This window comes from Curtobacterium sp. VKM Ac-2865 (assembly GCF_015350905.1).
In the GTDB taxonomy this organism is placed as follows: Bacteria; Actinomycetota; Actinomycetes; order Actinomycetales; family Microbacteriaceae; genus Curtobacterium.
On record NZ_JADKRZ010000006.1, the window covers coordinates 280,755 to 298,972 of the forward strand.

General features: G+C 71.5%; 19 protein-coding genes. 16 read left to right on the plus strand and 3 right to left on the minus strand.

Features of this window, described 5'->3' with window-relative positions; genetic code table 11:
• Nucleotides 1–247 precede the first annotated feature (247 nt).
• From ITJ54_RS15560 to ITJ54_RS15570, 3 genes are all read left to right on the plus strand, one after another.
• Nucleotides 248–1,408 carry a peptidoglycan DD-metalloendopeptidase family protein gene (locus ITJ54_RS15560; RefSeq protein WP_194629785.1) on the plus strand — a complete coding sequence of 387 codons (1,161 nt, stop codon included), beginning with the start codon at nucleotides 248–250 and terminating at the stop codon, nucleotides 1,406–1,408.
• A 146-nt stretch (nucleotides 1,409–1,554) separates the two neighbouring features.
• A complete protein-coding gene (locus tag ITJ54_RS15565; RefSeq protein WP_194629786.1) occupies nucleotides 1,555–2,652 on the plus strand; it encodes a type I restriction endonuclease in 1,098 nt (365 codons plus the stop codon).
• A gap of 178 nt (nucleotides 2,653–2,830) precedes the next feature.
• Complete coding sequence (locus ITJ54_RS15570; RefSeq protein WP_194629788.1) at nucleotides 2,831–3,466, plus strand: DNA alkylation repair protein; 636 nt, start codon at nucleotides 2,831–2,833, stop codon at nucleotides 3,464–3,466.
• A gap of 34 nt (nucleotides 3,467–3,500) precedes the next feature.
• Here ITJ54_RS15570 and ITJ54_RS15575 read toward each other — a convergent pair whose 3' ends face one another.
• Complete coding sequence (locus ITJ54_RS15575) at nucleotides 3,501–3,866, minus strand: nuclear transport factor 2 family protein (RefSeq protein ID WP_194629790.1); 366 nt, start codon at nucleotides 3,864–3,866, stop codon at nucleotides 3,501–3,503.
• A 45-nt stretch (nucleotides 3,867–3,911) separates the two neighbouring features.
• Between ITJ54_RS15575 and ITJ54_RS15580 the strand changes: the two genes are divergently transcribed.
• The 4 genes from ITJ54_RS15580 (at nucleotide 3,912) to ITJ54_RS15595 (ending at nucleotide 7,928) form a co-directional block, all read left to right on the plus strand.
• Entirely contained in the window at nucleotides 3,912–4,835 is a 924-nt protein-coding gene (locus tag ITJ54_RS15580) for an aminoglycoside phosphotransferase family protein (RefSeq protein WP_194629792.1), read from the plus strand.
• Nucleotides 4,836–4,983: 148 nt separating this feature from the next.
• The gene (locus ITJ54_RS15585) at nucleotides 4,984–6,177 is read left to right on the plus strand and encodes a zinc-dependent alcohol dehydrogenase (RefSeq protein ID WP_194629794.1); all 1,194 of its coding nucleotides are present in this window, start codon (nucleotides 4,984–4,986) and stop codon (nucleotides 6,175–6,177) included.
• Nucleotides 6,174–7,202 carry an NAD-dependent epimerase/dehydratase family protein gene (locus ITJ54_RS15590; protein ID WP_194629796.1) on the plus strand — a complete coding sequence of 343 codons (1,029 nt, stop codon included), beginning with the start codon at nucleotides 6,174–6,176 and terminating at the stop codon, nucleotides 7,200–7,202. Before ITJ54_RS15585 ends, ITJ54_RS15590 begins: the two co-directional genes overlap by 4 nt.
• A gap of 48 nt (nucleotides 7,203–7,250) precedes the next feature.
• Complete coding sequence (locus ITJ54_RS15595) at nucleotides 7,251–7,928, plus strand: pentapeptide repeat-containing protein (RefSeq protein WP_194629798.1); 678 nt, start codon at nucleotides 7,251–7,253, stop codon at nucleotides 7,926–7,928.
• Between the two features lie 148 nt (nucleotides 7,929–8,076).
• Here the strand turns inward: ITJ54_RS15595 and ITJ54_RS15600 are convergent, their stop codons facing one another.
• Nucleotides 8,077–9,051 (minus strand): NAD(P)/FAD-dependent oxidoreductase, encoded by a 975-nt coding sequence (locus tag ITJ54_RS15600; RefSeq protein WP_194629801.1) that lies wholly within the window; start codon nucleotides 9,049–9,051, stop codon nucleotides 8,077–8,079.
• A gap of 66 nt (nucleotides 9,052–9,117) precedes the next feature.
• Between ITJ54_RS15600 and ITJ54_RS15605 the strand changes: the two genes are divergently transcribed.
• The 8 genes from ITJ54_RS15605 to ITJ54_RS15640 all read left to right on the plus strand — a co-directional run bounded on the left by ITJ54_RS15605 (nucleotide 9,118) and on the right by ITJ54_RS15640 (nucleotide 15,644).
• Entirely contained in the window at nucleotides 9,118–9,726 is a 609-nt protein-coding gene (locus ITJ54_RS15605; RefSeq protein WP_194629803.1) for a helix-turn-helix domain-containing protein, read from the plus strand.
• A gap of 239 nt (nucleotides 9,727–9,965) precedes the next feature.
• Nucleotides 9,966–10,850, plus strand: coding sequence for a hypothetical protein (locus tag ITJ54_RS15610; RefSeq protein ID WP_194629804.1), 885 nt, complete (start codon nucleotides 9,966–9,968; stop codon nucleotides 10,848–10,850).
• Nucleotides 10,847–11,290, plus strand: a complete 444-nt coding sequence (locus tag ITJ54_RS15615) for a phage holin family protein (RefSeq protein ID WP_194629805.1) — start codon at nucleotides 10,847–10,849, stop codon at nucleotides 11,288–11,290. Before ITJ54_RS15610 ends, ITJ54_RS15615 begins: the two co-directional genes overlap by 4 nt.
• The gene (locus ITJ54_RS15620; protein WP_194629806.1) at nucleotides 11,287–11,859 is read left to right on the plus strand and encodes a DUF3618 domain-containing protein; all 573 of its coding nucleotides are present in this window, start codon (nucleotides 11,287–11,289) and stop codon (nucleotides 11,857–11,859) included. The genes ITJ54_RS15615 and ITJ54_RS15620 overlap by 4 nt, the downstream gene beginning before the upstream one ends.
• A 130-nt stretch (nucleotides 11,860–11,989) precedes the next feature.
• A complete protein-coding gene (locus ITJ54_RS15625; RefSeq protein WP_194629807.1) occupies nucleotides 11,990–12,667 on the plus strand; it encodes an HAD family hydrolase in 678 nt (225 codons plus the stop codon).
• Between the two features lie 67 nt (nucleotides 12,668–12,734).
• Nucleotides 12,735–13,217 carry a GNAT family N-acetyltransferase gene (locus tag ITJ54_RS15630; protein ID WP_323741755.1) on the plus strand — a complete coding sequence of 161 codons (483 nt, stop codon included), beginning with the start codon at nucleotides 12,735–12,737 and terminating at the stop codon, nucleotides 13,215–13,217.
• 67 nt (nucleotides 13,218–13,284) lie between these two features.
• Nucleotides 13,285–13,929 carry a TetR/AcrR family transcriptional regulator gene (locus ITJ54_RS15635; RefSeq protein ID WP_194629808.1) on the plus strand — a complete coding sequence of 215 codons (645 nt, stop codon included), beginning with the start codon at nucleotides 13,285–13,287 and terminating at the stop codon, nucleotides 13,927–13,929.
• On the plus strand, nucleotides 13,926–15,644 hold the full coding sequence (locus ITJ54_RS15640) for an MDR family MFS transporter (RefSeq protein ID WP_194629809.1): 1,719 nt from the start codon (nucleotides 13,926–13,928) through the stop codon (nucleotides 15,642–15,644). The genes ITJ54_RS15635 and ITJ54_RS15640 overlap by 4 nt, the downstream gene beginning before the upstream one ends.
• Nucleotides 15,645–15,948: 304 nt before the next feature.
• Here the strand turns inward: ITJ54_RS15640 and ITJ54_RS15645 are convergent, their stop codons facing one another.
• On the minus strand, nucleotides 15,949–16,959 hold the full coding sequence (locus ITJ54_RS15645) for a LacI family DNA-binding transcriptional regulator (RefSeq protein ID WP_323741756.1): 1,011 nt from the start codon (nucleotides 16,957–16,959) through the stop codon (nucleotides 15,949–15,951).
• A 267-nt stretch (nucleotides 16,960–17,226) separates the two neighbouring features.
• On the opposite strand from ITJ54_RS15645, the gene ITJ54_RS15650 reads away from it, so the two are divergent.
• Nucleotides 17,227–18,216 (plus strand): nucleoside hydrolase, encoded by a 990-nt coding sequence (locus ITJ54_RS15650; protein WP_228509547.1) that lies wholly within the window; start codon nucleotides 17,227–17,229, stop codon nucleotides 18,214–18,216.
• Nucleotides 18,217–18,218 lie beyond the last annotated feature (2 nt).

The following is an 18,218-nucleotide window of genomic DNA, read 5'->3' on the forward strand; positions in this document are numbered from 1 at the left end:
TGGCGTTCCTCGTGAGAACGCGCTCAGGAGCGGGGTTGATTGCATACAATCACGGATGACAGGCGGTTCTTGTACACAATCTGTTTCGATCATGTAAAACCGAGGCTGTTCTCCTGCACACGACGGCCGTCGCGTACACCCCCCACGACTGGGGTTGTGTCATGCCGACCTGCCCGGCGAACATCGTTCGGCGGCACGTTCAGGGCGGACCGCTGACCACGGACCACTCCGACCAGGGGAACCACACTTGCGCAGCTCCATCAGGACCCGGCTCGCCGCCGTCATCACCGCGGTTGCGGTCGCCGTCGGCGGCGGGATCGCCCTCGCCGCGCCGGCCCACGCCGCCGCCACCTACGTCGGCACGATGAAGGCGGGCACCACGCTCGTCGCCGGTGACCAGGTGACCTCCAACAACGGGCAGTACCGCCTGGTGATGCAGGGCGACGGCAACCTCGTGCAGTACGGGATCGGCAACACCGTCATGTACGCCTCGGGCACCGCTGGCAAGGCCGGCGCGACCGCGGTCTTCGGCACCGACGGCGTCCTGACGCTCCGGCTCGCGGGGAAGGCGTTCAAGCAGTGGGGCACCGGCGGCCAGCGCGGGCTCGACTTCGGCGTCCGGCCCGACGGCACCATGCGGTCGATGAGCACCGCGAAGAAGGTCCTCTGGGCGATCAACTCCTACCAGGACCGCATCACCGCGGGCGCCGTCATCCTGCCCGGCACCGTGCTGCGCTCCGACAACGGCAACGGCCGCACGTTCACCATGCAGGCCGACGGCAACCTGGTGCAGTACCTGAGCGGCAAGGCGGCGTGGTCGTCGAGCACCAGCGGCCACCCGGGAGCGTGGGCGGCGCTGCAGACCGACGGCAACCTCGTGGTCTACGGCACCGACAAGCGGGCGCTGTGGTCCTCGCGCACCAGCACGGCCGGCGCCGGGCAGCTCCTCGTGCAGCTCGACTCGAACGTCGTGCTCTACGGCGGCCAGAGCACCCGCGTCTGGTCCACGCGCGCGGTCACCGGCCTGCTCTGGCCCGTCGCCTCCATCAAGATCTCGGGGCGCTACGGCGACGACCGCGGGGCCGGCCACACACCGCGCTACCACCAGGGTACGGACGCCGCGGTCGGCTCGGGCACGGCGGTCTACGCCTCGGGCAGCGGCACGGTCACCGAGGCCGTCGCGAACCACCCGTCCTACGGCAACTACGTCGTCGTGAAGTACGGCCTGACCACGGTCCTGACGGCGCACCTCAGCGTCATCGAGGTCAAGAAGGGCCAGAACGTGGCGAAGTCGACCGAGATCGCGAAGTCGGGCAACACCGGGCAGTCCACCGGACCCCACGTGCACGTCGAGACCCGCGTGAACGGGACGCTCAAGGACCCGATCTCGCTGCTGCACTTCCGCTGACGCTGGGGTCCGGATGCCCGGCCAGCGAGAGCGTGCCCCGGGAGAACTGGAGGGACGGCGCTTCATGTCCCACGAATTGGGGACACGGATCATTGCAGTGCTGACTCTCCGTCAACTACGGTCGCAGTGATCAGGGGAGAAGAACCGTGGACTTCGAAGAACGACTGGCAGCACTCGCTGTCAAGGTGCAGAACCAGCGCGAGGCGATCCAGACCGAAGAGGCGACGAAGAACGCGTTCGTCATGCCCTTCATCTCGACGATCCTCGGGTACGACGTGTTCAACCCGCTCGAAGTCGTCCCGGAGTTCACCGCTGACGTCGGGGTGAAGCGTGGCGAGAAGGTGGACTACGCGATCATGCGCGATGGTGAGGTGCAGATCCTCATCGAGTGCAAGAAGTCGACGGAGCCGCTCAAGATCGAGCACGCATCGCAGCTCTTCCGGTACTTCTCGGTCACGAACGCCCGGATCGCGGTCCTCACGAACGGCGAGGTCTACAACTTCTACACGGACCTCGACGCCCCGAACAAGATGGACGACCGCCCGTTCCTCGTGCTCGACCTGAGTGACATCGACGAGACGCTGCTGCCGGAGCTCCGCAAGCTGACCAAGGACGTCTTCGACCTCGACTCGATCATCAGCGCCGCCGAGGAGCTCAAGTACGTCGGCGCCATCAAGCGGGAGATCGCGGCGCAGTTCCGCGAGCCCGACGAGGCGTTCGTCAAGCTGTTCACCGCGCGCGTCTACGAGGGGCGCTTCACGCAGGAGGTGAAGACGCAGTTCTCGACGCTCGTGGCCAAGGCGTCGAAGCAGTACCTCAACGAGCAGGTCAACGACCGCCTGAAGACCGCGTTGGGGGCCTCGTACTCCGCCCCGATCCAGACGACTCCCGTCGCGGAGCCGATCACGAGTGAAGCCGCGGCCGAGGACGACCTCGCACGCGACACCGAGATCGCGACGACGCTCGAGGAGCTCGAGGGCTACCAGATCGTCAAGGCGATCGCCTGCAGCGAGGTCAAGCCCGAACGCATCGCGCACCGTGACCAGAAGTCGTACTTCGCCGTCCTGCTCGATGACAACAACCGCAAGCCCATCGCTCGCCTGTGGTTCAACGGCAAGAAGCAGAAGTACCTGGGACTCTTCGACGACGACAAGGTCGAGACCAAGCACGCCATCGAGTCCCTGGACGGCATCTACGAGCACGCGGAGGCGATCCGCGGCGCCGTTGCCCGTTACGCCGACTGAGGCGAAGCGGGTGCCTCGGGGTCGACCGTAAGCTCGACACGATGACCTCCCGAGCCGCCAGCCCCTGGAGTTCCGCGCGTGGAGCGGGACGTGAGCCGGGCGGCGGTCCGGTGACGAGCCTCCCGGGAGGCTCGGCCCACGTCGAGCACGCGACCCGCGTCGACGGGGCGGTCACCCCGTGAGCCGCGCCACCGCCGAGGACGTCCTGGTCGCCTTCGCGCGGACCGAGGGGGACGTCGCCGCTGCGCGACGCGTGGCCAGGCGCTTCGCCGGCCTCGACGACGGCGAGCGGTCGGCGCTGCTGTGGAGCGAGGACCCCGGCGCGCGGCTGCTCGCGGTCGTGCTGCTCGTGCAGGCGATGCGGGAGCGGGCGGACCCGGAGCTGACGGACGAGTACCTGGCGGCGGCGCGGGCGGAACGGCTCGACCGCGCCGACCTGGTCGACATCGCCGCGGAGGAGCTGGTCGGTGCGCCGATGGTCGGCGGGACGACCGGTCCGCTGTTCGCGCTCGTGAAGTCCGACGTGGCCTGGGTGCGGCGGATCGCGGTCGTGGCGACGCTGGCGTTCGTGAAGCAGGGCGACGCCGAGGTGCCGCTCGCGATCGCCGGCCGGGTCGTCCGGGAGCGCGGGGACACCGTGCAGAGCGCCCTCGGCTGGGTGCTCCGCGAGGTCGGCAAGCGGGCGTCCGAGCCAGCGCTCGTGGCGTTCCTCGAGCAGCAGGGACGGTTCCTGACCCGGGGCGCGCTGGAGACGGCGACCGAACACCTGCCGCCGGCCGTCCGTGACCGGCTGCGCGAGGGCCGCGCGAGCTGAGGGCCGCGCGAGCTGAGCGCCGCCCCGGTGCCTGCTACGCCTGCTGGCCCTCGGCGAGGATCGTCGTCAGCGCCGCGATCACGCCGTCGCGCACCTCGATGACGTCGACGCCACGCGCTACCGGGTCGCCCACGGGACCGAAGCCCCAGGACAGTGCGCCGTGGGAGGCCGAGACGTAGCGGCGGCCCTCCTCCGCGAACTGGAACGCGCCGGGCGTCGGGTCGAGGAGTGCGGCGGCCTTGGCCTCGAGGGCGTCCCACCCGGTGACGGAGCCCTCCGGGTCGGTGAAGACGACGTCGGGCGCGTAGGTGCGCTCGATCGCGGCCCGGCGGGCGGCAGCGTCGCGGTTGCCGAAGACGTCGTGCAGGTTCGCGGTGAGGAGCTCAGCGGTGGTCGACATGCTCGGAGCCTAGGCGCAGCCGGTGTCCACGAGGAGGATGAGGGCATGCAGCACACCGACGTGCCAGACCTCCCCGACCTGCCCGACGTCCCTGACCGTCCGCCGATCGACGCCGCCCTCGTCGAGCGCCTCGTCGCGGAGCAGTTCCCCGCGTGGTCGGGGCTTCCGGTGCACGAGGTCGACGTGCAGGGCTGGGACAACCGCACGTACCGACTCGGCGACGACCTGAGCGTCCGCCTGCCGAGCGCCGCGGCCTACGTCCCCGCGGTGGAGAAGGAGCAACGGGTGCTGCCGTACCTCGCGCCGCTGCTGGACGTCGCGGTGCCGGAACCGGTCGCGCTCGGTCGTCCGGGCAGCGGCTACCCGTTCCCGTGGTCCGTCCGGCGGTGGCTCCCCGGGTCCGTCGCGGCACGGGTGGACGTCGACCGGCCCGCGCTCGCGGCGGACGTCGGGCAGGCGCTCCGGCAGCTCCGCTCGGTGCCTCCTGGGGACGGTCCGGCGCCGGGTCCGCACTCCTTCGACCGGGGTGCGCACCCGTCCGTGTACGCGGACCAGGTCGAGCGCGCCCTCACGGCCCTCGGCGACGCGGTCGACCAGCTGGCCTGTCGCCAGGTCTGGGACGCGGCGTGCGCGTCGAGCTGGCAAGGACCCGGTGTCTGGTTCCACGGCGACGTCGCGGCGACGAACCTGCTGGTCGACGGCGGCGGCCGGCTGTCGGCGCTCATCGACTTCGGCACGTGCGGTGTGGGCGACCCGGCGTGCGACCTGGTGCTGGCGTGGACGTTCCTCGACCACACGGGCCGCCGGGTGTTCCGCGACGCGGTCCGGCTCGACGCTGACACGTGGGCTCGCGGGCGTGGGTGGTCGCTCTGGAAGGCGCTCATCATGCTGGCCGGCAGCGCCGGCCCGGGGGACTCCGCGACGTGGCAGGCGGTGCTGGCCGCCACGCTCGCCGACCCGGTCGTCTGAGTTCCGGACTGGAGGCTCGTGCCTGAGCCGAGACGAGCCTCCCGTCCGCAACGGGGCTGAGAGGGCACCACGGGTCGGGCGCGTACCCAGGAGGGGGACGTGAGCCGACCCACCCGGCCGGCTCGACCCCGCGACGAGAGGAGCGCTCATGCGCGCACTGACCTGGCAGGGCACCGAGAAGGTGTCCGTCGAGACCGTTCCCGACCCCACCATCCAGGAGCCGACCGACGCCATCGTGCGGATCACCTCCACGGCGATCTGCGGCTCCGACCTGCACCTGTACCGGGTGCTCGGCCCGTACATCGACAAGGGCGACGTCCTCGGCCACGAGCCGATGGGCATCGTCGAGGAGGTCGGCTCCGCCGTCACGAACCTCAAGGTCGGCGACCGCGTCGTCGTCCCCTTCAACATCTCCTGCGGGCACTGCTACATGTGCAAGCGCGGGCTGCAGTCCCAGTGCGAGACCACCCAGGTCACGGAGTACGGCAGCGGTGCCGCGCTCTTCGGCTACACGAAGATGTACGGCCAGGTCCCCGGTGGCCAGGCCGAGTACCTCCGCGTGCCGCACGCCGACTACGGCCCCATCGTGATCCCGGACGACGGCACCCCCGACGACCGCTGGCTGTTCATGAGCGACATCCTGCCGACCGCCTGGCAGGCCGTGCAGTACGCCGACGTGCCCGAGGGCGGCACGCTCGCGGTGCTCGGCCTCGGCCCGGTCGGGCAGTTCGCCGCCCGCATCGGCAAGCACCTCGGATACCGCGTGCTCGCCGTCGAGCCGGAGCAGGTCCGTCGCGACCTGGCGGCGAAGTACGGCATCGAGACGTTCGACATGTCGAAGGACCTGGTCTCCGAGCTCGTCGACCTGACCGACGGCCGCGGCCCGGACGCCGTCGTCGACGGTGTGGGCATGGAGGCGCACGGCAACCCCGTCGCCGGCTTCGCCCAGCGCGCTGCGGGGCTGCTGCCCGACAAGCTCGCGCAGAAGGCCATCGAGACCGCTGGTGTCGACCGGCTCGACGCCGTGCACACCGCGATCGACCTGGTCCGCCGCGGCGGCACCGTCTCGCTCAGCGGCGTCTACGGCGGCATGGCCGACCCGATGCCGATGATGACGCTGTTCGACAAGCAGATCACCATCCGCGAGGGCCAGTGCAACGTGAAGCGCTGGATCGACGACATCATGCCGCTCGTCTCCGACCCGTCGGACCCGCTCGGCACGCTCGACCTGACGTCGCACCGCGTGTCGCTCGAGGACGCCCCGCACATGTACGAGGTCTTCCAGAAGAAGCAGGACAACTGCGTGAAGGTCGTCCTCGACCCCGCCATGGCCGCGGCGTGACCCGAGTCGTCGTCGTCGGCGCGACGGGCAACGTCGGGACCGCCGTGCTCCGTCGCCTGTCGGCGGAGTCGGACGTCCAGGTCGTCGGGGTCGCCCGACGGCTGCCCGACCTGCACACCGCGCCGTACGGCGACGCTGTCTGGAACGCCGTCGACGTCGGGGCTCCGGACGCGGTCGACCAGCTGGTCGCCGTGTTCCGGGGCGCCGACGCGGTGGTGCACCTGGGGTGGGCCCTGCAGCCGACGCACGACATCCCCACGCAGTACCGGACGAACGTCGTGGGCACGGCGAACGTGCTCGAGGCGGTCGCCCGCGCCGAGGTCCCGCAGGTCGTCGTCGCGTCCTCGGTCGGCGCCTACCGCGGCGTCGACGTCGAGGGCAAGCGCCGTCGCGTCGACGAGTCCTTCCCGACCGACGGCATCCCGACCGCCACCTACGCCATCCACAAGGCGGAGAACGAGCGGGCGATGGACGCCTTCGCCGCCGCCCACCCCGACGTCGTGCTGACACGCCTGCGCCCCGGGTTGATCTTCCAGCGGGCCGCCGCCGCCGAGATCCGCGGCCTGTTCCTCGGGCACCTGGTGCCCATGCGGGCCGTCCGGTGGATCCAGTGGGCCGTGCTGCCCCTGCCGTACCCGTTCGTGTTCCAGGCCGTGCACGCGGACGACGTCGCCGACGCCTACTGGCGCACGATCGACCGTCGAGCCGGCGGCGCGTTCAACATCGCCGCCGAACCGGTGCTCACGCCGCCCCGCATCGCGCGGGTCCTGCGCATGCGCGGTGCCGTCCGCATCCCGCTCGGCCTGCTCCGTGGGATCGTCACCCTGACGTGGCGCCTGCGGCTGCAGCCGACGGACGCCGGCTGGATCGACATCGCGGCGTCCGTCCCGGTGATGGACACGGGCCGTGCCCGCACGGAACTCGGGTGGGAGGCTCGCCACACCGCCACGGACGCCCTCCGTGACCTGGTGGCCGGGTTCGCGACCGAGACGAACGTCCCGGGGTCGGGTCCCCTCAAGGGCTAGCGGCTCGACCGCGACGGGGTGGTCGGTGCCGACCGGCAGACTGGGGGCATGGCCCGATCCTCCGCGAAGTCCTCCGGCACCGACGCCCCGCGCATCACGTTGACCGCTCCGTCCGACCTCACCGACTGGGCTCCCGGGCCGGGGGACGTGCTGACCGGCGACCGCATCGACGGCCGACGGATCGCGTTGCTGGACCTGGCGGGGGAGCGGCTGCCGGACCTCGAGCTCGAGGAGTGCGTCGTCGAGGTGCTCCACGCCGACGCCGCCGACCTGCGGGGACTCCGCGTGCGCGACACCGTCATCGAGAGCCTTGACGCACCGGTGCTTCGGGCGTCGAGCAGTTCGTGGCGGGAGGTCCGGGTCGCCGGCGGGCGCATCGGGTCCGCCGAGCTGTACGACGCGGGACTGAACGGCGTCGAGTTCGTCGGCATGAAGCTCGGGTTCGTGAACCTCCGCGGTGCCACGATCACCGACGTGGTGTTCCGCGACTGCGTCATCGACGAGCTCGACATCGCCGACGCCCGACTGCTGCGCGTGTCCTTCGAGGGCACCCGCATCCGCGCCGCCGAGGGCTCGAACACCCGCATCGAGCACGTGGACCTGCGCGGCGCCGACCTCGACCGGGTCGAGCGGCTCGAGGGCTTCCGCGGTGCGACGATCGGCGCCGACCAGCTCTACACGCTCGCCCCGCTGCTGGCCGCGCAGGCGGGGTACCGCGTCGCCTGACCTCGCACGGTGCGAGCCGCGCCCCCGCACCCGGCGCCGCACCGTGCGCGCTGCTCCGGCCCGTGCGAGGTTGCACACCCGGTGCAGCCCGACAAGCCCGCACGGAGTGGTCAACCTCGCACCACGGCGGGCCGCACGACGGCGGGCCTCACCGCCCGGCGTCGACGAGCGCCAACGCCGCGGCCAGGTCCGCCTGCACGAGGTCCCCGTGCACGGCAGCACCCGCCATCGTCCCGGCGGCGGCGGACGCGATCACCGTGGCCATCGGAGACGCCACGTTGCCCGCGGCCCACACCCCGGGGACGTCGGTCGCTCCCGTCGGCCCGACCGGGACAGCGCTGGCGATCCGGTGGTCGCCCATGAACTGGTCCACGGCGACGAGCCCCAGGCCCTCGAGCCCGTCGACCCGCGCCTCGGCCGTGCTCGCCGTCGCCAGGGCGTCGAGCTCCACCACGGAGCCGTCGTCGAGCTCGACGCCCGACAGACGACCGTCGACGGCGAGGACCCGGGTCACGCCGGCATCCACGACCCTGATGCCACGGGCTGCGAAACCTGCTCTGGCGGTGTCGTCGGCGAACGCGGGGTCGACGACGAACGCCGTCACGTCGTCGCTCAGCGCGCGGAACATCAGTGCGTGGTGCGCGCCGAACGGGGTCCCGACGAGCACCCCGATCCGCCGGTCGCGGATCTCCCACCCGTGGCAGAACGGGCAGTGCACCACGCCGCGGCCCCACTGCTCCGCGAGCCCGGGCACCTCCGGCAGGACGTCCACGGCGCCGGAGGCGACGACCATGCGCCGAGCCGACACCTGCTCGCCGGAGTCGAGGGTGGCGGTGAAGCCGACCGGGTCGCCGTCCGCGACGGGTCCGGCGGTCGCGGCCACGAGCCTCCCGGCCGTGACGGTGACGCCGTACCGGGCCACCTCCTCGCGACCGGTGCGGAGCAGGTCGGAGGGCGCGGCGCCCTCCTGTCCGAGGTAGTTGTGGACGCCCTCGGCGCGGGCGTTGCGGGGTTCGCCCGCGTCGACGACCAGGACGGACCGGCGGGACCGGCCGAGGATGAGTGCTGCGGCGAGGCCGGCGGCTCCGCCGCCGATGACGATGACGTCGTGAGTGTTGGACATGCGCACATCGTGCGGCTGGCGTCGCTCTCCTGGCAAGATTCGTTGCCGGTCTGGCAACATGGAGCCATGGGACACGACCAGGAGGCTCGGCACGCGCCACGGACGACGGCACAGGTCGTCGACGGGGTCGGCCCACGGCTGCGGACGCTGCGGCAGCGACAGGACGTCACCCTCGCGGCGCTGGCGGAGCGCACGGGCATCTCGGTCAGCACGCTCTCGCGGCTGGAGTCCGGGCAGCGGAAGCCGACGCTGGAGCTCCTGCTGCCGCTCGCGCAGGCGTACCAGGTGCCGCTCGACGACCTCGTGGGGGCGCCGCGGACCGGGGATCCGCGGGTGCACCTGAAGCCCGAGCAGCACGGCGACCGCGTGGTGGTGCCGCTGACCCACCGGACCGGGGGCGTGCGCTCGTTCAAGCAACTGTTCCCGCCGAACTCGCCGGGCGGGGAGCCCTCGCTCCGGACGCACGAGGGCTACGAGTGGCTCTACGTGCTGTCCGGTCGGCTGCGACTGCTGCTCGGTGAGCACGACCTCGACCTCGGGCCGGGTGAGGTCGCCGAGTTCGACACCCACACGCCGCACTGGATCGGCAACGTCACGGACCAGGTGACCGAGGTGCTGTGCCTGTACGGGCCGCAGGGCGAGCGCGCCCACGTGCGGTCCCGTCCCGCGTCCTGAGCGTGGCCGGCGGGCCGACGCTGGCTTCGCACGGTGCGCGCTGTCTCGGCCGGTGCGAGGTTGCGCACGCCGTGCGGGCGCGTGGCCCGGCACGGGGTGGTCAACCTCGCACGAGAACGGGTCGGACATCCGCTTGACGCGGTTCGTGGCGTTCCTGTGCCCGTGAGCAGCCCTCGGCGACCACCTTGTGACGCACGCCGCTGGTGCAGTGCCCGCGGTGGACGACCGGAAGGCTCATCATGACCACGAACCCACCCGGGAACGACTCCGGGACCCCGATCCACGACCGAACGGCTGCTGCCGACGGACACGAGATCCACCCCGGCGTGACCGTGCCCGCCTGGGCGGACACCAACCCGCTCGAGGACGGCCGCGACGCCGACCTCCTGGGGCTCGGCGACGACTCGCCGTCCGCGGCGGTCCCCGCGGGCCAGCAGGTCCCGGTGACCCCGCCGGTGGCAGGGCTCGGCGGCGCAGGAGCCCCCGGCTCCGCCACCGGTTCGATCGCGGACCACGACGAGCTGCACGGCTCGACCGGTACCTCGGGCGGCTCGTCCTCCGGCGGCTCCGACGCCAAGGCCGACGCGGCCAAGGGTGCAGCGCAGGACGTCGCTGGCGACGCCAAGGAGAAGGCCGCGAACGTCGCCGGCACCGCCAAGGAGCAGGCCGCCAACGTGGCCTCCGAGGCGACCGACCACGCCAAGCAGCTCTACGGCCAGGCGTCCGAGAACCTCAAGCAGCAGGCCGGCGAGCAGCAGCAGCGTGCCGCCAGCGGGCTGAAGAGCCTCGGCGAGCAGCTCGGCCGCATGGCCGACAACGACGAGGAGCAGGGTGTCGCCTCGCGCGTCGTCCGCGACCTGTCGGGCCGTGCGTCCTCGGCCGCCGGGTTCCTCGAGAACCGCGACCCGGGCTCGCTCCTCGACGAGGTCAAGTCCTTCGCCGCCAAGCGCCCCGGTGCGTTCATCGCGCTGGCCGCCGGCGCGGGCATCCTCGCCGGCCGCCTGACCAAGGCGATCACGACCGAGGCCAAGCACGAGAAGGAAGCCGACGCCTCGGGCACCGGCACGACCCACACGCCCGGCACCACGGGCACCGGCACCACCGGGACGGGGACCGGCGTATGAGTTCCTCCGTCCCCGGCGCCCCCGGGATCGGCGAACCGACCCCCGAGGAACGCGCCGCGACCACACCGCTCGGTGAACTCCTCACCGACGTCTCGCGTGACATCTCCAGCCTGTTCCGGCAGGAGGTGGCACTGGCGAAGGCCGAGCTCACCGAGTCCGCGAAGAAGGCGGGCAAGGGCGCCGGCATGTTCGGCGGTGCCGGCCTGACCGCGCTGTTCGCCCTGCTGTTCCTGTCGATCGCCGCCTGGTGGGGTCTCGGCTACCTCATCGGCAACGCGTGGTCCGCCGTCGTCATCGCGGTCGTCTACGCGATCGTCGCCGCAGTCCTCGCACTGCAGGGACGCAAGCAGCTGAAGCAGATCAAGGGCGCTCCGCAGACCGTGGAGACCGCCAAGGAGATCCCCGACGCACTGAAGCCCAACTCCGGGAGGAACGCATGAGCACGCCAGACGAGATCCGCGCAGAGATCGAGCAGACACGGGGGACCCTCGGGTCCGACGTCGACGCCCTCGCCGACAAGGTGAGCCCGTCATCGATCGCACACCGGCAGACCGAGAAGGTCAAGAGCCGCTTCCAGGGCGTCCGCGACTCCGTCATGGGCGCAGCCGACTCGGCTCGCTCCAGCGCCTCGGGCTCCGCCTCGGGTGCGACTGACCAGGCCAAGGACGCCGCCCAGCGCGGTGTCGAGAAGGCCAAGGGCAACCCGCTCGCCGTGGGGCTCATCGCCTTCGGTGCCGGGTGGCTCGCGTCCTCGCTCATCCCGACCTCGGCGAAGGAGGAGGAGCTGGCCGGTGAACTCAAGGACCGCGCAGCGCCCCTCGTCGACCAGGTGAAGGAGACGGCGAAGGACGTCGGCTCGCAGCTCGGCGACTCCGCCAAGGAGCACGCGCAGGACCTGGCGGGCACCGCACAGGACGCGGCCCAGACGGTGAAGGACGAGGCGCAGGGCGCCGCGTCCGACGTCAAGGACCACGCGCAGTCGTCCGCACAGGACGTGCGCGGGGCCTGAGACCCAGCCACGCTCCAGACGGGAGGCACGGTGCCAGCTGGCACCGTGCCTCCCGTCCGTCGTCTGGTCGCGGATCGCGCCATCTGGCTCGCTGGGTCGGTGGTGAGGGCTCCACGAGTTCGCTGGAGGGATGACCGACGCTCCCTCGACCGCAGTCCTGTTCGACATCGACGGCACGCTCGTCGACTCCAACTACGCGCACGTCGATGCGTGGTGGCGGGCCTTCCGGGTGACCGGGCAGTCGGTCGACGCCTGGCGCATCCACCGGTTGATCGGGATGGACGCCTCCCGCCTGCTCGACGAACTCGTGCCGGACATGTCGGACGAGGACCGCGACACGGCCAAGCAGTACCAGGCGGCCTACTTCGCCGAGCACATGCCTCGTCTGCGGCTGCTGCCGGGAGCGCGTGAGCTGCTCGAGGCCGTCGCGGCCCGCGGCCACGCGGTCGTCCTCGCGACGAGTGCCCCGGAGAACGAGCTCGTCCGGCTGCGGGAACTGCTCGACGCCGAGCAGTGGATCAGCGTCGTGACGAGCGGCGAGGACGTCGAGGAGGCCAAGCCCGCACCCGACATCGTGCAGGTCGCCCTCGACCGTGCCGGCGTCGACCCGTCGAACGCGATCATGATCGGCGACGCGATGTGGGACGTGGAGACCTCGGCGAAGGTGGGGGTGTCCTGCATCGCGGTGATGACGGGTGGCGTCGGGGGCGACGAACTCCGGAACGCCGGGGCCGCAGTGGTGTACGACGACGCGGCTGCGGTGCTGGCCGGCATCGAGGACGGTCCGATCGGGACGCTCGGGCGGTGAGCGGGACGCTGCTCGGTGCTGGGCTGGCGTCGGCCGGTGTCGTACCCGCGTGGAAAGATGGTCGATCGTGATCACGATCGAACGCGTCCTCTGGGACGACCCCCGCGCCGTCGCCCTCCGTGCCCGCATGGACGAGGAGATGCACGAGCGGTACGGCTCGGCCAACGCGGACGAGGACCCCGCGGTCACGGCCGAGCGTGAGCGTGCCCTGTCGGTGGACCCGTCGAGCGTGATCAGCTCGGTGCTCGCGATCGACGAGTCCGGTGAGGCCGTCGGGCACATCGCGATCCGTCGGCTCCGTGACGAGGTCGAGCTGAAGCGCCTCATCGTGCTGTCGTCGGCGCGGGGCAAGGGCGCGGCGACGAAGCTCCTCGACGCGTGCGAGCAGATCGGGCGCGAAGAGGGAGCCGAGCGGCTCATCCTGCAGACAGGGGACCGGCAGCCCGACGCCGTCGCGCTGTACGAGAAGACCGGGTGGCGTGCGATCCCCGTGTACGAGCCCTACCTCGCGACCATGCCGTGGTCGTTCTGCTTCGACAAGGCGCTGTAGGGCCTGCTTCCTGGGACGTTGCCGGGTGCGAATTGCACTCTGACGCCGGGAGTGCAATTCTTGTGCGGTGAACACCGCTGAGCGCACCCGCGTGCTTCGACGACGCATGGTCGTCGAGGCCCGTCGCGCGACCGTCGAGCACGGGCTCACCGGGTTCACGATCGAGCAGTTGTGCGAATCGGTCGGGGTGTCCCGTCGGACGTTCTTCAACCACTTCGCCTCGAAGGAGGACGTCGTCCTCGGCATCGAGCTGAACGCCGACGTCGAGACGCTGACGGCGTACGCCGCGGGGCAGGTCGTCCCCGTCTCGCTCGACCCGCTCTCCTCGATCGTCGCGCTGGCGATCGAGCAGGTGCGGATCGTCGGGCTGAACCGCGCCGACGAGGTCCTGGTGCGCAAGGTCTTCGACCGCGAGCCGGCCCTGGTCGCACGGTTCCTGTCGGCCACGGACGTCCAGCTCGCGAAGGTGGCCCAAGCCGTGCGTGAGCGTTTCGGCTGGACCGTCTCGGACGACCCCCGCGCCCGGCTCGTCACCGAGTCCGCCGCCGGCCTGCTCCGGGTCACCGCCGAGCACTACTTCGACGACGACTTCGACGAGGCCACCGGCCCGACCTTCGACGCGCTGCTCACCACCAACCTCCGCCTCATGCGAGCGGCCATCACCACCGGACCGACCGAGTCCGCGTCCGTCCACCAGGAGAACACCCCATGAGCACCACTGCGTCGCGCACGAAGCGCACCCGCCCCGGCACCGGGGGCGGCGACGGTCCGCTCCTGCTCACCCAGCGCCGGATCTGGATCATCTTCTCGGCGCTCATCGCCGGCATGCTGCTCTCGAGCCTCGACCAGACCATCGTGTCCACCGCGATGCCGACGATCGTGGGCGACCTCGGCGGTGTGGCGCACCAGGCCTGGATCACGACCGGGTACCTGCTCGCCTCGACCATCGTGATGCCGATCTACGGCAAGTTCGGTGACCTCATCGGCCGTCGCAACCTGTTCCTCGTGGCGATCGCCCTGTTCACGCTGGCGTCCCTCGGGTGTGCGATGTCGACGGACTTCTGGCAGTTCGTGGTGTTCCGCGCGCTGCAGGGCCTCGGCGGCGGTGGCCTGATGATCCTGTCGCAGGCGATCATCGCGGACATCGTCCCCGCCTCGCAGCGCGGCAAGTACCTCGGTCCGCTCGGCGCGATCTTCGGCCTCTCCGCCGTCGGTGGTCCGCTGCTCGGCGGGTTCTTCGTCGACCACATGACCTGGCACTGGGCGTTCTGGATCAACATCCCGGTCGGCATCGCGGCGTTCGCCGTCGCGTGGTTCGCCCTGACGCTGCCGAGCAAGAAGGCCACCAAGCGGATCGACGTCCTCGGGGTCGCGCTGCTGTCGGCCACCACGGCCTGCCTGGTCTTCTTCACCGAGTTCGGCGGCAACCGGCAGCACGGCTGGGGTGCGCCCGAGACCTGGGCCTGGGGAGCGGGCTTCCTCATCGCCGCCGCGCTCTTCGTGTACGTCGAGTCGCGCGCGCAGGACCCGATCATCCCGCTCTCGTTCTTCCGCAACCGCACCTTCGTCACCGCGACGGCGATCGGCTTCGTGCTCGGTCTCGGCATGTTCGCCGCGATCGGCTTCGTCCCGACGTTCCTGCAGATGGCGTCCGGCACGTCCGCAGCGGTGTCCGGCCTGCTGATGCTGCCGATGATGGTCGGGCTGATCGGCACGTCCATCGTCTCCGGCACGCTCATCACCAAGACCGGCCGGTACCGCGCGTTCCCGATCATCGGCACCATCGTGGTCGGCATCGCGATGCTCGGCATGACGTCGCTCGCGGCCAGCACCCCGATCTGGCTGATCTGCGTGTACCTGTTCGTGTTCGGCGCGGGGCTCGGCCTCATCATGCAGGTCGTGGTCCTCGTGGCGCAGAACGCCGTCCTGCCGGAGCAGGTCGGCACCGCCACCTCGACGAACAACTACTTCCGTGAGGTCGGGGCCTCCCTCGGCGTCGCCGTGTTCGGTGCGCTCTTCACCTCCCGCCTGACGGACGCGCTGACCGACGTCTTCCGCGGCGCCGGTGGCAGTGCGTCCGACGCGGCCTCCGCGAGCGCGAGCATCGACCCGACGCAGCTCGCCAAGCTGCCCCAGGCCGTGCAGGACGGCATCGTGAACGCGTACGCCGACTCCCTGTCGCCGGTGTTCTGGTACCTGCTCCCGTTCATCGCCGTGGCCTTCGTGCTCGCCCTGTTCATCCCGCAGATGCAGCTCGCGGACGTGGCCGGCATGGTCGCCCGTGGCGAGGCCGTCGGTGGGACCGAGGCCGACGAGCTCGAGCGGTCGCGCCGCGCTGGCGCGGAGACGGCGCCGGCGGCGGCGGAGTCGGTGCCTGCGACGGCGCCCGCGCCGGCCGAGGCTGCGGAGTCGCGGCGCGACGAGTAGTCCCGAGCACGCTCGGACGGGAGGCCCGGTGCCAGTCGGCACCGGGCCTCCCGTCCGTCGTCGGTGCGTGCGCGGATGTGCGGGTGCATGGTTCGACGTCGCACGAGTCGTTCGACTGTTGCGGTGTCGAAAGATGCGGACGTCACTTTCGTGTGTGCATGTTCCGACACCGCATGAGTTGTTCGACTGTTGCGGTGTCGGAAGATGCGGACGTCGCTGTCGTGTGTGCATGTTCCGACACCGCATGAGTTGTTCGACTGTTGCGGTGTCGGAAGATGCGTGCGCATGTTGCGACGTACGAGCGTCAGGCGCCGGTGCTTGCGCGGGGGACCAGTCGCGTGGGGAGGGCCGGGTCGGGCGCCTCAGTGCCGTCGAGCATCGCGAGGAGTCGAAGCGCTGCAGCTCGGCCGAGTTCGGCTCCCGGGAGTGCGACGCTCGTCAGGGCCGGCGCGGTGACGGACGACGACGGCAGGTCGTCGAACCCGGCGACCGCGAGGGTCCCGGGCACGGCGATGCCTCGCTCGGCGGCCACGCGGAGCACCCCGTACGCCAGGGTGTCAGCCGCGCCGACGATCGCGGTCACGCCCTCGGTGAGCCAGGTGTCGACGACCGGCTCCACGGCGCTCGCGGCGGCGTCGATCGTCAGGTCGGCCCGGGCCACGACGGTCGACACGGTGATGCCCGCGGCAGCGCACGCGTCGTCGAACAGTGCGCGACGCACGGCGAAGGTCGTCGCGCGCGAGGTCCCGTCGAGGTACCCGACACGACGGTGTCCGGCGGCGGCGAGGTGTCGGACCAGGGCCTCGACGCCGGAGGAGAGGTCGTAGTTGACGGCGCCGTGGCCTCCCGGAGCGTCGAGCAGCACCACGGGGACACCGGCTGCCATGGACTCGCCGTCGGCCGGGGCGTCGACCAGGATGCCCGCGGGCCGGAGCCGTTCGAACCGGCGGACGTCCGCGTCGACGGGCTGTTCACCGCGCTCGGTGACGGAGAGCACGAGCTGGAAGCGGTCGCCGACGGTGTCCCGGACGCCACGGATGACCTCGGCGAAGAACGGGTTCGACAGGTCGGGGGCGATGAGCACCACGAGGTCGCCGCTGCCCCGCGCGAGGGAGCTCGCCGCGTGGTCGACGACGTACCCGAGCTCGTCGACGGCGTCGCGCACCCGGCTGGCGATCGGCACGGACACACGCCCGCGGTCCTTGCCGTTCACCACGAGGGAGACCGTGGCGATGCTCGTGCCGGCACGCTCGGCGACCATCGCCGCGGTCACGCGTCCGGACGGCGCGGGACGACTTCGCGGGGACGGGGGCACGGCGTCGATGCTACCCAGCAGGGTGACGATCGCCGGCCCGACGACCCCGCTCGACTTGACGTCAAGCGCTTGATGCGGTGTGATGTCAAACGCTTGACGCGGCGTGCATGGCGCGTCAGGCCACCGACCACCCGGGCGTCAGTCCGGACCGCACCCGGGCGCGAGCCCGGATCCCCGACGAAGTGGAGCACCACCGTGACCGACGCACCCCGCCAGCCCGAGAAGATCATCCTCGACTGCGACCCCGGCCACGACGACGCCGTCGCGATGTTGCTCGCCCACGGCAACCCGGACATCGAGCTGCTCGCCGTCACCACCGTCGTCGGCAACCAGACGCTGCCGAAGGTGACCAGGAACGCCCTCGCCGTCGCCCGCATCGCCGGGATCACGGGCGTGCCGTTCGCCGCCGGGGCCGCGCGCCCGATCCTCCGCCCGATCGAGGTCGCGCCGGCGATCCACGGCGAGAGCGGCCTCGACGGCCCCACGCTGCCCGAGCCGTCGTTCGAGCTCGACGAGCGACACGCGGTGGACCTGATCATCGACACCGTCATGGCGCACGAGCCCGGCACGGTCACCCTCATGCCGACCGGCGGCCTGACCAACATCGCGCTCGCGGCCCGCAAGGAGCCCCGCATCGTCGAGCGCGTCAAGCAGGTCGTCCTGATGGGCGGCGGCGTGCACGTGGGCAACTGGAGCCCGGTCGCCGAGTTCAACATCGTCATCGACCCCGAGGCGGCGTCGATCGTCTTCGACGCCGGCTGGGACGTCGTCATGGTCGGCCTCGACCTGACGCACCAGGCCCTCGCCACCCCCGAGGTCGCCGCCCGCATCGCCGCCGTCGGCACCGGTCCAGCGGCCTTCGTCGGGGAGCTCCTCGACTTCTTCGGCCAGACCTACCGGGACGCGCAGGGCTTCGATGCCCCGCCCGTCCACGATCCCTGCGCCGTCGCCTACGTGATCGACCCGACGATCGTCCGCGCCGTGAAGGTCCCGATCCGCATCGAGACCCAGGGCACGCTGACCCTCGGCATGACCGTCGCCGACTTCCGCGCGCCCGCGCCGGAGGACTGCCGCACGAGTGCCGCGCTGGAGCTCGACCACGGCCGGTTCTGGGACCTCGTCGTCGACGCCCTCGAGCGCATCGGCGAGACGCCGGACACCGGGTGGACGCCCCGTGCAGCCGCCGACGCCGTCGAGGCCGGCCTGACCACGCAGCCGAGCACGACCCGACCGACCGCCACGACCACGGAGATCTGACC

Bases quoted from the DNA above. Each gene is read 5' to 3' on its own strand.
- ITJ54_RS15585 (WP_194629794.1), top strand. From the start codon at position 4,984: ATGCGCGCACTGACCTGGCAGGGCACCGAGAAGGTGTCCGTCGAGACC.
- ITJ54_RS15605 (WP_194629803.1), top strand. From the start codon at position 9,118: ATGGGACACGACCAGGAGGCTCGGCACGCGCCACGGACGACGGCACAG.
- ITJ54_RS15580 (WP_194629792.1), top strand. From the start codon at position 3,912: ATGCAGCACACCGACGTGCCAGACCTCCCCGACCTGCCCGACGTCCCT.
- ITJ54_RS15615 (WP_194629805.1), top strand. From the start codon at position 10,847: ATGAGTTCCTCCGTCCCCGGCGCCCCCGGGATCGGCGAACCGACCCCC.
- ITJ54_RS15575 (WP_194629790.1), bottom strand. From the start codon at position 3,866: ATGTCGACCACCGCTGAGCTCCTCACCGCGAACCTGCACGACGTCTTC.
- ITJ54_RS15620 (WP_194629806.1), top strand. From the start codon at position 11,287: ATGAGCACGCCAGACGAGATCCGCGCAGAGATCGAGCAGACACGGGGG.
- ITJ54_RS15600 (WP_194629801.1), bottom strand. From the start codon at position 9,051: ATGTCCAACACTCACGACGTCATCGTCATCGGCGGCGGAGCCGCCGGC.
- ITJ54_RS15640 (WP_194629809.1), top strand. From the start codon at position 13,926: ATGAGCACCACTGCGTCGCGCACGAAGCGCACCCGCCCCGGCACCGGG.
- ITJ54_RS15650 (WP_228509547.1), top strand. From the start codon at position 17,227: ATGTTGCTCGCCCACGGCAACCCGGACATCGAGCTGCTCGCCGTCACC.
- ITJ54_RS15610 (WP_194629804.1), top strand. From the start codon at position 9,966: ATGACCACGAACCCACCCGGGAACGACTCCGGGACCCCGATCCACGAC.
- ITJ54_RS15625 (WP_194629807.1), top strand. From the start codon at position 11,990: ATGACCGACGCTCCCTCGACCGCAGTCCTGTTCGACATCGACGGCACG.
- ITJ54_RS15595 (WP_194629798.1), top strand. From the start codon at position 7,251: ATGGCCCGATCCTCCGCGAAGTCCTCCGGCACCGACGCCCCGCGCATC.